Origin of the sequence: Thermogemmata fonticola (assembly GCF_013694095.1) — a bacterium.
Taxonomy (GTDB): domain Bacteria; phylum Planctomycetota; class Planctomycetia; order Gemmatales; family Gemmataceae; genus Thermogemmata; species Thermogemmata fonticola.
Genome location: NZ_JACEFB010000002.1, coordinates 196,372 through 208,208 on the forward strand (window position 1 = coordinate 196,372; position 11,837 = coordinate 208,208).

Annotated in this window: 11 protein-coding genes; 8 read left to right on the forward strand and 3 right to left on the reverse strand. The window is 58.2% G+C overall.

Going from position 1 to position 11,837, the window contains the following annotated elements:
- The first annotated feature begins 416 nt into the window (after positions 1-416).
- From H0921_RS04380 to H0921_RS04395, 4 genes are all read left to right on the forward strand, one after another.
- Positions 417-968, forward strand: a complete 552-nt coding sequence (locus H0921_RS04380; RefSeq protein WP_194536825.1) for a hypothetical protein — start codon at positions 417-419, stop codon at positions 966-968.
- A gap of 169 nt (positions 969-1,137) precedes the next feature.
- Positions 1,138-1,521, forward strand: coding sequence for a hypothetical protein (locus H0921_RS04385; protein ID WP_194536826.1), 384 nt, complete (start codon positions 1,138-1,140; stop codon positions 1,519-1,521).
- Positions 1,522-1,859: 338 nt separating this feature from the next.
- Positions 1,860-2,270, forward strand: a complete 411-nt coding sequence (locus H0921_RS04390; protein ID WP_194536827.1) for an FHA domain-containing protein — start codon at positions 1,860-1,862, stop codon at positions 2,268-2,270.
- A 196-nt stretch (positions 2,271-2,466) separates the two neighbouring features.
- The gene (locus H0921_RS04395) at positions 2,467-3,258 is read left to right on the forward strand and encodes an SDR family NAD(P)-dependent oxidoreductase (protein WP_194536828.1); all 792 of its coding nucleotides are present in this window, start codon (positions 2,467-2,469) and stop codon (positions 3,256-3,258) included.
- A 109-nt stretch (positions 3,259-3,367) separates the two neighbouring features.
- Here H0921_RS04395 and H0921_RS04400 read toward each other — a convergent pair whose 3' ends face one another.
- Positions 3,368-4,162: a sulfotransferase domain-containing protein gene (locus tag H0921_RS04400; RefSeq protein WP_194536829.1), complete on the reverse strand. Its 795-nt coding sequence runs from the start codon at positions 4,160-4,162 to the stop codon at positions 3,368-3,370.
- Positions 4,163-4,642: 480 nt separating this feature from the next.
- On the opposite strand from H0921_RS04400, the gene H0921_RS04405 reads away from it, so the two are divergent.
- From H0921_RS04405 to H0921_RS04415, 3 genes are all read left to right on the forward strand, one after another.
- Positions 4,643-5,662 carry a glycosyltransferase family 4 protein gene (locus H0921_RS04405; RefSeq protein WP_194536830.1) on the forward strand — a complete coding sequence of 340 codons (1,020 nt, stop codon included), beginning with the start codon at positions 4,643-4,645 and terminating at the stop codon, positions 5,660-5,662.
- A gap of 9 nt (positions 5,663-5,671) precedes the next feature.
- Positions 5,672-7,420 (forward strand): lipopolysaccharide kinase InaA family protein, encoded by a 1,749-nt coding sequence (locus tag H0921_RS04410; protein WP_194536831.1) that lies wholly within the window; start codon positions 5,672-5,674, stop codon positions 7,418-7,420.
- Positions 7,421-7,600: 180 nt separating this feature from the next.
- Positions 7,601-8,569: a hypothetical protein gene (locus tag H0921_RS04415; protein ID WP_194536832.1), complete on the forward strand. Its 969-nt coding sequence runs from the start codon at positions 7,601-7,603 to the stop codon at positions 8,567-8,569.
- On the opposite strand, the gene H0921_RS04420 is transcribed toward H0921_RS04415, so the two are convergent.
- A complete protein-coding gene (locus H0921_RS04420) occupies positions 8,570-8,878 on the reverse strand; it encodes a PEP-CTERM sorting domain-containing protein (RefSeq protein ID WP_194536833.1) in 309 nt (102 codons plus the stop codon).
- A 376-nt stretch (positions 8,879-9,254) separates the two neighbouring features.
- On the opposite strand from H0921_RS04420, the gene H0921_RS04425 reads away from it, so the two are divergent.
- Positions 9,255-11,165, forward strand: a complete 1,911-nt coding sequence (locus tag H0921_RS04425) for a BBP7 family outer membrane beta-barrel protein (protein ID WP_194536834.1) — start codon at positions 9,255-9,257, stop codon at positions 11,163-11,165.
- A 124-nt stretch (positions 11,166-11,289) separates the two neighbouring features.
- Here H0921_RS04425 and H0921_RS04430 read toward each other — a convergent pair whose 3' ends face one another.
- Positions 11,290-11,709, reverse strand: a complete 420-nt coding sequence (locus H0921_RS04430) for a diacylglycerol kinase (protein WP_194536835.1) — start codon at positions 11,707-11,709, stop codon at positions 11,290-11,292.
- Positions 11,710-11,837: the final 128 nt, after the last annotated feature.

Sequence of the window (11,837 nt, forward strand, 5' to 3'; positions counted from 1 at the left end):
AATGAGGTGCTCTGATTGTAGATGTATTTCGCTTGTTTTTTGGATTATTCAGACGTGTTCTCAAGAGCTGTTCATTATTGGATAAAGTAGGTCTAGCAGGGCGGAAGATAAGGCTGTTTTCCATCCCGTGCTGTCATGTCCGTGCTGTTCCGATAGGAGTGAAGCTCCGAAAAAAGGTCCTACACCGGTACAAATGATAGCGCGTCTTGTTTCGTGAAAAGCGGTTTTATGCAAAGCGCCAATTGTGCTGAGGTCGGGGGCATAATTCGAAGGGGGAGTGGGGCCATCGGATTGGCATATCGCGTCAACATAGGGCATGCTGTGGATAGCTCCGGGTGTCAGGGACGAGGGTGGCCCTCGCTTCCGTCCGATGGGTAGCGACCCCGGCATTACCACGATACAAGGATGTCCTGGCCATGAACCGATCGTATTCCTTTCTCTTGGCCATTCTGTTTACAGGAGCAGTTTCGCAAGTAGCACAGGCTCATCCACCCGGCCCAGCTTCCCACGGGGTGTTTGGGTCTGGTCCGGTCTGGTTGGGATTATTCCCGCACATTCACCAGCATGGGCCATTTTACAACTATGGTCCCTATTATGGTTACCCACCCTTTGAACCCTACGGTCCGTGGACAGCGAATTTGCAGTACAATCCAGCCTATTCTGGAACCTATTTCCACCCTGGCCGCATTGCTGAGGACAAGTCCGGTCATGGCGGCTTATTGACGCAGTGGGGTGGCGGAGGTTTCGGTTTGGGTGCGGGACTGGGCTTTCGCTCGGGTAGCGGGTTCTGGGGTGGAGGCACAGGTGCCATTCGGGGGACCGGTTGCCCGCCGAGCGGATGGTACCAAGGCCTTGGCCTGCGGGGGCATCGGAACACCTCCACGCCGTGTTCCGCCAACACTGCCGCTTCAGCGGGCCATTCCCCGACAGGCAGCAGCGGGTCTTCTCCGCCGCCAACCTCCAAGTGATTCGTGAATGGCTTCCCGGAAGGCTGCTCTGCGTGATGTTCTCAGAACAGACTACTTGGCAACGTAGATCTCGGACCTCGATGCGATGTTGTAACGCTCAACTGTTTTTTTCACACACAAGTGAGTGCAGATCCCCAAAGCCTACGAGTTATTCGGAAAGGAGAAAGCGATGAAGAAGATGTTGCAAGGTTTGATCCTCGTGGTGCTAGCAGGTGGGCCCTTGTGTGCCGGCTGGTCTGCGGCGCAAGCGGGCGATCCGTGCTACGGGTCTCACTGCGGAAGCGGCAAGGCGCCACGGTATTACACCCTCCACGGTTTTTTGCATGGTGGCAAGCCGTTGCCGGTGTTTCAGGCTGCTCCGTGGTATCTGTACTGGCCTTATGACGGCCACTTTCTGACGCCAGCTCCGATCAGTGGCCCGTTCTACGCGCCACCACCTTACCCGAACACGGGGGTCAATCCCTATTTCCCGGCTCCTGTTGTAACTCCTCCGGCACCGCCGTCACCTCCGGCACCGCCATCGCCCCCAGTACCACCTTCGCCTGAAAAATGACGTTTTCTGTACCAGCCCTCACCTTCTATCCCACACTCCTCCAGACCCAGTCCACGCTGCTTCCGAGGTGACAGCCCAGGATGGCGGGACTGGGTTGTTGCTTTGCGTGGAAACTGGAGGAATACGATTTATTCCGGACTCCTTTGGGGAGCGGGCATTCCGATGGTGGAGTGGAGCGAAGGCCAGGGATGCACGAGTGCGCAATACGGGGAAAAGGGTGCAAGTGGAGGGAAAAACTGCAGGGCGGACTGGCAATTCTCCGGACATGAATTACGATGAATGATGGCAGGTCTATGATCTGAGGTTATACATCCTGAGTAGTGAGGTGACATTTCCGTATGAGCCAGCGTATTCTCGGTGAATTGGTGCCAGTGGGGGGGGGTGATCCTATTCCCTTGACGGCCGAGGTCATGGTCATCGGACGGCGACCGTCCTGCGACATCTGCCTCAATTTCCAGAACGTCTCCGGCACCCATTGTGAGTTGTCCTTGCGGAATGGCGTTTGGCACATCCGGGACCTCAATAGCACGAATGGGATCAAGGTCAATGGGGAACGCACTCTGCGCCGGCCTCTGCGACCCGGAGATGAGATCGGAATTGCCAACCACCGGTATCGCATCCAATATCAGCTTCCTCCGGGAAGTAGTTTTGACGACATCTTTGCGGAGGAGGAGGACCCATTTGCTCAATCCCTGCTCGAAAAGGCCGGTTTGGTGCGTCCGAAGAAACCGCCGCAAGGCCGGGGTTGAGTCGGTTCTCCTGCGAGGGGGTGATGAGTCACCAGTGTTGAGCGACGGGCGGCAACACCTCCTATACAACACCCAAGGCAAACGCTGCGGAACGCCGTTCCAGTGGCGAAGGGAAGGGTTTCGGTACCGGGGGGGAGACTTCCTCCACCCTCCTGCCAATCCGATGGGCTAGAGAGTGAGGCGTTGAGGACACCTTATGTCAGCGGTGCTCAGGGGTCAGGTAGCTTTGGTCACGGGTGCCTCTTCTGGGATTGGCCGGGCCACGGCGATTGCCTTAGCCCAAGCGGGTGCGGATGTGGCGTTGAACTATCTCACGTTGCCGGAAGGGGCGATCTCGGCTCAGAAAATCATTGAGGAGCAAGGGCGCCGGACTTTGCTCTGCCCCGTCGATGTGTCGGATCAGGCGGCGGTAGAACAGATGGTAGAACAGGTCGCGCGCCACTTCGGTCGCTTGGATATTCTGGTCACGGCAGCGGTGTTCAGCGAGCGGGAACCGTTTTTGACGGCAGACATGGCAGGCTTCCGCAAGACATTCGACGTGAGTATGTGGGGTGCCTTTTACGTCCTGCGGGCTGCCTGCCGTCAAATGGTGGCCCAAGGACAAGGAGGCCGGGTGGTAATCGTCAGCTCTCCGCACGCACAGATCGCCTTTCCCAACTGCATGGCTTACAACATGGCCAAGGCCGCTTTGGACCAAATGATGCGCACCGCCGCTGTGGAACTGCTTCCCCATCGCATCCGGGTCAACGGCATTTATCCCGGCTGGACTGATACACCCGGAGAGCGCAAATACTACAGCGAAGAGGTGCTGCAAAAGGCCGCGCAAACCTTGCCGCTACGCCGCTTGGCCCAACCGGAGGAAATCGCCCGGGGTATCTTGTTCTTGGTTAGTCCCGACAGCGATTACATGACCGGGAGCATCCTCTCCATGGATGGTGGGATTTTCCTCCCTTGGTGGTCCAAGCGCGGCAGTGGCGAAAATCTTTAAATATCTGATCCTGATCCGTCCTGCGAGCGGGGGTCCGATTGCTGGTCCGGCCTTCTGCGATTGCTGATCCGGCTTTTATGTTGCCCATGCTCCACCGGGATGGCAGTGGCTACCACTGGAAGTTCTTCTCGTATCCCGTGGCGATGAGCAAGGAACCGTACCGGCTCTTCACGTAGTCATACACCTTGTCCGTGAAATAATTGCGCCAATCACCAGCGATCCCTTTGCGCTCGTGAGCATGGACATCTTCGATACCTCTCGGCCGGCCCTTGGTGCGCGCTTCAAAACGGTGGGTCCGTACAGCTTCTCGGACTTGCTGGCGGCTGAAAGGTAGGCGGCACACCTTCAGGAAGATCTCCTCAAACAATTCCTCATCATGTTCAAGCAGGTCTTCGTAGCGATAAAGGCGCTCGCGTGCGGCAAGCCAGGACCATTGGATCATCGCCGGCCGGATTAGCGAAGTTTCTGCCACATGAAGAAGACCATCCTCCATGTTCAACTCATGCAGTCTCTGTCGCATCAAATTATGCTCCGATCTCAAAATTGGATGGCTATACTTCAAGCTGAAATACAGGGAAATAAGAGTATCGCGTAGATCCCGAATGATGACGAATCGGTGGTATTTACGGGGCAGAGCGACGCTGTGAAATTCCTCCCGGGTGATGTAGAGCGTGGGGTAGATTTTGCCATTTTCGACGGGGCGATTCATGAATTGGCGATTGTCAACTTCGGGAAGCACCAGATGATGATAGGCCAGGGTGTGCAGGATGGCGTGGACCCACTGGGAACCGGCTTTATGGTGAGTGATGTGGAACACGGTGGGAACGCGCACCTTCGTTGGGGAAGGTGCTAAGCCATTATGCCCCAGCCGCCCGAACAATGTATGGCGCAATAACCCGAGCATTGTGGTTCCCCCTTGGGTATGGTCTGTTTTCGCAATCTGCCCAAATGCCGCTGACCCCGCAGGTTGCGAGAAGCGATGATGTGGGGGGTATCGGACAGAGCAGTTGCAGGACTTGATGGAGATTCTCCCGGTTTGCGGCCTTTTATCTTTTCTCTGCCTCGTCAAAACCGATCTATCTTTCCCAGATTTCCAAGTCTTCTCCTGCTGTTGGGGTCAGAAGGGGATTCTCAAGACGGGTTGTTGGAGGATTCCGCATTCCAGTGGGACCTGGCTGCGAGAGGATTTGTTGGGGGAGATTTGCGGTCTCGCAAGGAATTTAGGTTACGGCGGCGGAACCGCGATCAGGAGCGACTTTGTCGCTTGTCAATTGCTCTTCTCTTGGAAAGATAGGTTTGGTAGAGACAGGTTTTCTGTGGGGTGGATCAGGAGAAGGTGGATGGATCAAGGTGGTCCCAATCTGGGTGCGTGGAGCGAGTGGGAATGCATCTCGTCGCCTTGGTGGAAAGTGAGGAGCATGTTTGCTATCGCTATCGGCTCAAAGCGTTTCAGGGTCTTTGGGCCGCCGCAGGATATCGTCTGAGTTGGTATCGCCTGCCGCGAGGTTGGTGGGGACGCTGGTTTTGGGATCCGCGGTTGTGCCAAGCCGATGCGGTGATTCTTCAGAGGAAGTTGCTGCCGTCGTGGGCGGTTCATCGTTTGCGGCGGTATGCTCGGTTCTTGATCTACGACTTCGACGATGCACTGTGGCTGCGGGATTCCTACGCTCGTGAGGGGTTGGAGGACAGGCGCCGGCGGAGGCGCTTTGCTACGCTTGTTCGGATGTGTGATTTGGTCGTGGCGGGTAATGCGTTCTTAGCTGCTGCGGTTCGTCATTTTGCGCCGTCCACTCCTGTTGTGGTCATTCCCACGAGTGTTGATCCGTCGCTCTATCCGTTGGCCCGGCATGAAGCCGATCTCAGCGAAGGCATCCGGCTGGTGTGGATCGGCTCACGGAGCACGTTACAGGGGCTGGTTCGTTTTCGAGAGACATTGGAACAGATCGGTCAGGCTGTGCCGGGCGTGCGTTTGCGGTTGATCTGTGATCAACCGCTGGTCCTGCGACATTTGCCGGTCGATTTTGTACCCTGGCGCGCGGAGACTGAAGCAGCGGTGTTGGCGAGTGCGGATATCGGGATTTCCTGGTTGCCGATGGATGACTGGAGTCGGGGTAAGTGCGGCTTGAAAGTGTTGCAGTATCAGGCTGCGGGCTTGCCGGTGGTGGCCAACCCTGTTGGGGTTCAAGCGGAGATGGTGCGATCCGGTCAGACGGGCTATTTGGTCCAGAGTAGCGAAGAGTGGGTGGACGCTATTCGCGTGCTAGGCCAAGACCAAGAGCTGAGGCGGCAGATGGGTAGGGCGGGGCGGCGGCAAGTGGAGCAGCATTACAGCGTAGAGGTGGCGAGCCAACAGTGGCTCAGCGCCTTGGCCACCTGGTTAGTGCCGCTGCGTCAGGCGAGTTAGGGGCAGGGTATGTTCGGCCCTCTGGTACGCAAACTCCGGGCTTGGTGGGGGCGTAATGCTCCTCAACAATGCCAGCAGGGGGTGTGGTGGCAGACCACGCCGTCTTGGGCGACCTGGAGGGCGCTGTCTCCCCACGACCTTCTCGCTTTGCGGAACTTACCTGGCTGCCACCTGGTCAAAGCGAATTTGGCTCGCCGCATCTATCGGCTATCCTTGGGTGCAGAATGGGTTTACCTCAAGGAATCACGGGTTGTCGGGTGGCGCGGTTGGCTGCGGGAATGTCTGCGGCTGCCCAAGGCCCGCCTGGAGTTTGAAAACGCCTTACGCCTCCGCCAGCTCGGTATTCCAACGATCGAACCATTGGCTTGGGGAGGCGAATCTCGCTGGTGGCCGGGAACTAGTTACTTCCTTAGTCGTGGTTTGCCTGGGGCAGTTACCTTGGGTGATTTCCTGACCCAAACTTTTGCCAAGCTCTCTCCCCGCTGCCAAGTTCATCTGCGGCAGCACTTGGCCCGGAGCTTGGGGACGCTGCTCGCCCGGATGCATGAACAAGGCGTTATTCACTCTGATTTGCACCCCGGCAACCTTCTGCTCGACATGACTGAAGAGCATCGGCCCCGCTTAATTTTGATCGATCTCCACAATGTCCAATTCCAGGCGTGCCCGTTGTCCTGGTCAGCCAGTCGGGCGAATCTCGTCCTGCTCAATCGCTGGTTTCAGCTCCGAACGCATCGGACGGATCGTTTGCGCTTCTGGCAGGCCTACTACCAGGGCAGGCTTTCCTGGGCTACGCTGTCTGAGTCGGAGAAGCAGCGGCGGATTGCGGAGGTGGAGGCAGCCACCTTGCGTTCCAATCAGCGGCTCTGGTCGGCTCGCCGGAGGCGTTACTCCCGTCCCAACCGCCATTGCCAACGAGTGGTCCAGAAAAGCTATCGCGGTCTCGCTGTCCGGGAGCTTCCGGCGATGATGGTCCAGCACTGGATGCAACAGGCGGACGCCTGGATCGACCAAGCCCGGCAGGCGCAGGCTCCGACCACCGTGTGGTGTTCCTCCCAGGAAAAGGTGACGGTCCGCTTGCTCAAGGACAGTTCCGATGGCACAGTTCTGGCCGTGCGGGGGAGCAGTCCTGATAGTTCCTATGAGGTGGTAATCAAACGTTTTTGTTTGCGGCGATGGTATGAAGTGGTGCAGCATCTGCTGCGCTGCTCCGCGGTCTGGCGGGCGTGGTTTCAGGGCTTTGCCATTTTGGATCGTGCCTTGCCCACCCCTCGACCTCTAGCCATCTGGCACCGCTGCTTTTGGGGCGTGCCGACTCACGGTTATCTGGTCACGGAATATCTGCCAAATGCCGTTCCTTTGCAACAACGCCCCGACTGGGTTCGGTTGGATCGGCTGGCTCGCCTCCTCCGCCTCCTCCACGATCGGGGATTATCCCATCGCGACCTCAAGGGGGACAATATCTTGGTAACGGCCCAAGGGGAACCGGTCCTGATCGATCTAGTGGGCGTGCGCTCTTTGCGATCCGTGAGCATCCGGCGGCGGATCAAGGACCTGATGCGCCTGAATGTCAGTTTTCTTGGGCATCCCCAAGTGCGGCTCAGCCAGCGTTTGCGTTTTCTCCAGATTTACGCCTCGCATCCACCCGCCCTGTGGTCCCGTAGCTCCAATCTGAAGGCGGAATGGAAAAGGTGGTGGAAGTGGATTGAGCGACGAAGTTTGGAGAAGCTGAAGCGCTGGAAGCGATATCAGTCGGAGTAACCGAGTTGCCGACTTTGCCGAAAGCGTCAAGAACAAGGGGGGTATCGACCGATGAATCAGCCGCAGCGGAGAGGAATAATTAGGATGTCTGGTCTGTGATACGGAAAGTCTAGCGGTGGCGAGTGGGCAACGACATCTAAAGCCCAAGTACGGGTTAGGAACTGCCCAAGGGACACGTGCATGAAGCATTCAGCGCACTGCCAGAGTCGGCGATCGTTGCGGGGTGCACGGTCCTTGGTGCTCCTGGCGGTTGGGTGTGGCCTGGCGGCGGGTTGTGCCGATTGGCTGGCTTTGCCCTCGCGGACACCTCCCATCACTCAGCCTTTGATCCGTTCGGTGGGCCAAGGGGATGAGCTTGGGATGCCGGCTCCAGCTCCTACCCTGCCGGGCCGATTTGCTACGCGGCGAGGAAACTATGTCTTCTACCACGATGTCCCTTGGCCCTCTTCTGATACCCTGCTGAACGACGTAGAGACTTTGCCCGACGAGTTGAGGGAAGCTTTAGAACTACCCTTAGGGCAAACCTGCCTCATCCAAGTGTTCCTGTTCGAGTCCCAAGAACGTTACGAGCGGTACATCAAGGCCCGCTATCCTCATCTGCCCACACGCCGAGCATATTTCCTGCAAGAACCTCGACCGGGAGGCCGGGATGACCTCAAAGTTCTCACTTGGATGGGCGAGCATTTGTACACAGACCTACGCCATGAATTGACCCATGCTTGGCTCCACAGTGTCCTCAAGGAGGTTCCCCTGTGGTTAGATGAGGGTCTAGCCAGTTGCTTTGAATGGCCAGCGAGCCAGCGCGGCATCCATCCCCAGCATCTGGAACATTTGCGGCGGCAGGGCGTGCACAGTGATCTGTCCCGGCTTGAACGGTTGGAGCGTGTCGAAGAGATGGAAAAGCCGGAGTACCGCGAGGCGTGGGCTTGGACGCATTTTTTACTTTACGGTCCGCCGCCGGCACGCCAGGTGCTTCGGGAGTATATGCAGCACCTGCGCAATACCTCTCGCCCCGGACCGTTATGGCCACGCCTCCAACAGCACTTCGCCGATCCTCAAGCCGCCCTCCAGCTTCATGTAGAGAGTTTGGAGTGGCCGGTGCGCTGGGGATCGCGCCCTGTTACGTCCGCAACGCCGCCTGCACCATGACTAGGGCAATGACTGGGAAGAATCCCCAGTCTTGGCCAACGGGGGGGAGGAAGCCACGGCCTTGGAGTGTTTCCGTCGCTTGCGCAGGCTGTGGTAGCCAGCCGCCGTAGCCAACCCCGCCAAAGCCGTGAGCAGAGTTGCCGGTTCAGGAACCTGCCGGGGGGGGACCACCACGGGAGGCGGATCAACCGGCGGGACCACGACCGGAGGAGGATTGACTGGAGGGGGCGTGACCGGTGGTCCTGGCGGCTGAATTACCGGTGGAAAGAAACCCAAAGCCGTTGGAGAGCTGAGCACGAACAGACCCAAAACCCATCCAAACGTTCTGCGTTTTCGGCTCCAACCGTGCAAAGGACGAGTGCCGTCCATGATCCGTGTCCTCAGGGGGTATGAGTAAGGGAGGTAAACTTCCTCCCTCGGCGATCATCGGCATGAGGCGCGGGACCACTCCATGCATTTCCGTTTTGACTAACCCACAAGGCCTTTCATTTTTCCTGCAAGTGGTATTCAATCGAGCGATCCTGGAGGGGATGCCGGATTTTGGGATTACGCAGGGGAACGGTTCGGAAAAACACGCTCTCAGAACGAAGCGAGCGGAGACCTGCTAGTCCCCTGGACGACCTGACTATTACGAGGCGCCCAATCGTGAGCGGATTTTCCGGGCTGCGTCAGGAGGACACAGGTCATGCGCCGTCGCTGGGTGTGGATTGCGGGATTTGGTTTGGTCACGGGACCTTGGGCAGCACCAGCTTGGTCGCAAAGTGCTCCCCCAGCTCCTACTCCTCCCGCACGTGCCGCGCGGTTGGGATTACCGGTCGCTGTGACCGCTGCCGAGCCACCCAGCTTCATCTCCCCAACGGCTTCGGCCATCCTTCCTGCAGGTTCGGCGTCAGTTCATACCCTTACTGCTTCTTCTCCACCTGGAGTTCGTTGGAGTGAACAAGTGCCGCTTTTTGTCCCATCGGCCACGTCACCGCCATCGGCCGTACTGCCGGGGGATGGCTTGGTTATGCCGGGGACTCCGATTGCCGCGGTGATTCCAAGTGTTCAGCCGCCTCCTGCTACCCATGCGGCTCCTGTTCCCACGGCGCCCGTTGCTGCGACATTCGCCACATCAGCCGCTCCAAACACTTCCACGGGAGCAATTCCGCCATCGATGCCCGGTGTCATTTGGACTTATCCTCCCGTGGTGTCATGGCCTGCCAACACCGGGACCGTCCCGATGGGTTCTGGCGGAACACCCGCCGTTCTGCCCATGCCGGCTGTCCTGGGGGGGCAAACGCAGCCGTCCCAGAGCTACGGTGCTCAGACTCCGAACATAACCGAAATTCGCCCACCAACGACTGCTCCGGCGGGTAACCCATCCTCACCACCAGGAACTTCTCCGCCGCCTGTGGCGACCTACGTTCCCTCGGTTCCTCCGAGCAGTGGAGTATTCGTATCCCCTGGTTTGGAGCCGCCTTTGTATGCTCCGGTGGGTTGGGATGCACTGCAACGGCTGACAGCACCTAGTAAGTATTACGCCAGCGCAGAGTTTCTGCTCTGGTGGACTAAGAGTGCCCATTTGCCACCGCTGTTGACGACTAGTTCCCCGCAGTTTCAGGGGATTCCCGGCTTAGGGGATACACGCCTGCTCTTCGGCGGCAACTTTGGCAATACCCTGCACGCCGGCGGCCGCTTCACGATCGGCCGGTGGTTCGGGAACGACCAAATTCGCGGCGTTGAAGGTCGGCTGTTTTTCCTCGGACGGACTGATTCTACCTTCGCGGTCACTTCTGCGGAGTACCCTGTGTTGGCCCGTCCATTCTTCAACGTCAACACGCCGTTTGGACCGTTCTCGGAAGTCATTGCCTCACCGGGAAGGGGTGTAGGAGCGGCAATCATTGACCTGCAAAACGATGTTTGGGGCGCGGAAGTGAATTATCGCCGCAATCTCTGGAGTTCGGGCTGCGCCCGGTTGGATGCCTTGGTCGGCTACCGCTACTTCGGCATGAAAGAGCGCTTAGGGATCACCGAGTCTTTCATTAGCACGGGGCAGAATCCGATCCGGATCAATGGTATTCCCGTGGTCAGCGGCACGATCAATGACATTTTCCGAGCGGAGAATCATTTTCACGGTGGTCAGATCGGTTTGGCTTGGGAGCACCGTTGGGGCCTGTGGACGTTCGATGCACGAGCCACCGTGGCCTTCGGAAATGTGAGGCAACTCGGAGAAATCGACGGCGGGCAAACTCTGCTCCTGGCTAACGGCCAAACGGTACGTTATGCCGGCGGGTTGCTCGCTTTACCCAACGCGAATATCGGCCGCTATACGCATGACCAGTTTGCCGTGCTCCCTGAAGTGGGAGTCAACATTGGTTATCAGCTCACCTCACATATGCGACTATTCGTCGGTTATAACTTCCTCTACCTCGGCAATGCTTTACGCCCGGAACGGATGATCGACACTAACATCGACATTGCCCGCATCCCCAATTTTGCTGTGCCCGGAGGAGGGACCACTCCTGTCGCCGGTTTGCCTCGGCCGGCGCCCCTATTCCGCACTAACGACTTCTTTGTCCAAGGGATCAACTTCGGTCTGGAGTTCCGCTGGTGACTGAGGCAGGGCTGCCAAACCTCAGGTTCCCCATATTGGGCCTTTCTAATCTGTGAATACTTGTCTGCCTTCTGGATGAGCAGCAGAGATGGTATGTGTCCCACAATAAGAGGTGAGCGGCGGGCTAGTACCAAATGGCGAGCAGACGATGGCCGAAGATGAGGCAGCCGGCAACAGCGGCGGTCATGCTGGCGACTAACACAGCTCCCGCGGCAATGTCCAAACAACCTTCGATGCGGGCCTTACTAGCGCCATCCAGACCGTGGAAAAGGGTTTCGATCGCACTGTTGAATAGCTCCGCTGTCAGGACCAGCCCGATGCAGCCAATGATGATGCACCATTCCCACAGGGCACACTGGAGGACCGTAGCCATAGCCAATGCCAAGACGGCAAAAAAGAAGTGGACGAAGAAACTGGAGTGTCCGCGGATGCCACGCTTGACGCCCCGCCAGGCTTCCGCGAACTTGTCCCGCCAGCGGCGCCGCGCCCGGCGAGCGATCGGCTCCCGGACGGTGGTCTCCTCCCCCCACCACACACTCGTCATCCGGCAACTCCTGCTCTGAGAAAGTCGGCTGACTCCATCATAACCGCTCTCTGTTCCTTCCGCCGCTGGAGTACGCCGGGATAGCGCATCTCCCCGGCTCGGTGTTTCGGTGATAGCTTCTCCTTCTG

Bases quoted from the DNA above. Each gene is read 5' to 3' on its own strand.
- H0921_RS04380 (WP_194536825.1), top strand. From the start codon at position 417: ATGAACCGATCGTATTCCTTTCTCTTGGCCATTCTGTTTACAGGAGCA.
- H0921_RS04385 (WP_194536826.1), top strand. From the start codon at position 1,138: ATGAAGAAGATGTTGCAAGGTTTGATCCTCGTGGTGCTAGCAGGTGGG.
- H0921_RS04390 (WP_194536827.1), top strand. From the start codon at position 1,860: ATGAGCCAGCGTATTCTCGGTGAATTGGTGCCAGTGGGGGGGGGTGAT.
- H0921_RS04395 (WP_194536828.1), top strand. From the start codon at position 2,467: ATGTCAGCGGTGCTCAGGGGTCAGGTAGCTTTGGTCACGGGTGCCTCT.
- H0921_RS04400 (WP_194536829.1), bottom strand. From the start codon at position 4,162: ATGCTCGGGTTATTGCGCCATACATTGTTCGGGCGGCTGGGGCATAAT.
- H0921_RS04405 (WP_194536830.1), top strand. From the start codon at position 4,643: ATGCATCTCGTCGCCTTGGTGGAAAGTGAGGAGCATGTTTGCTATCGC.
- H0921_RS04410 (WP_194536831.1), top strand. From the start codon at position 5,672: ATGTTCGGCCCTCTGGTACGCAAACTCCGGGCTTGGTGGGGGCGTAAT.
- H0921_RS04415 (WP_194536832.1), top strand. From the start codon at position 7,601: ATGAAGCATTCAGCGCACTGCCAGAGTCGGCGATCGTTGCGGGGTGCA.
- H0921_RS04425 (WP_194536834.1), top strand. From the start codon at position 9,255: ATGCGCCGTCGCTGGGTGTGGATTGCGGGATTTGGTTTGGTCACGGGA.
- H0921_RS04430 (WP_194536835.1), bottom strand. From the start codon at position 11,709: ATGACGAGTGTGTGGTGGGGGGAGGAGACCACCGTCCGGGAGCCGATC.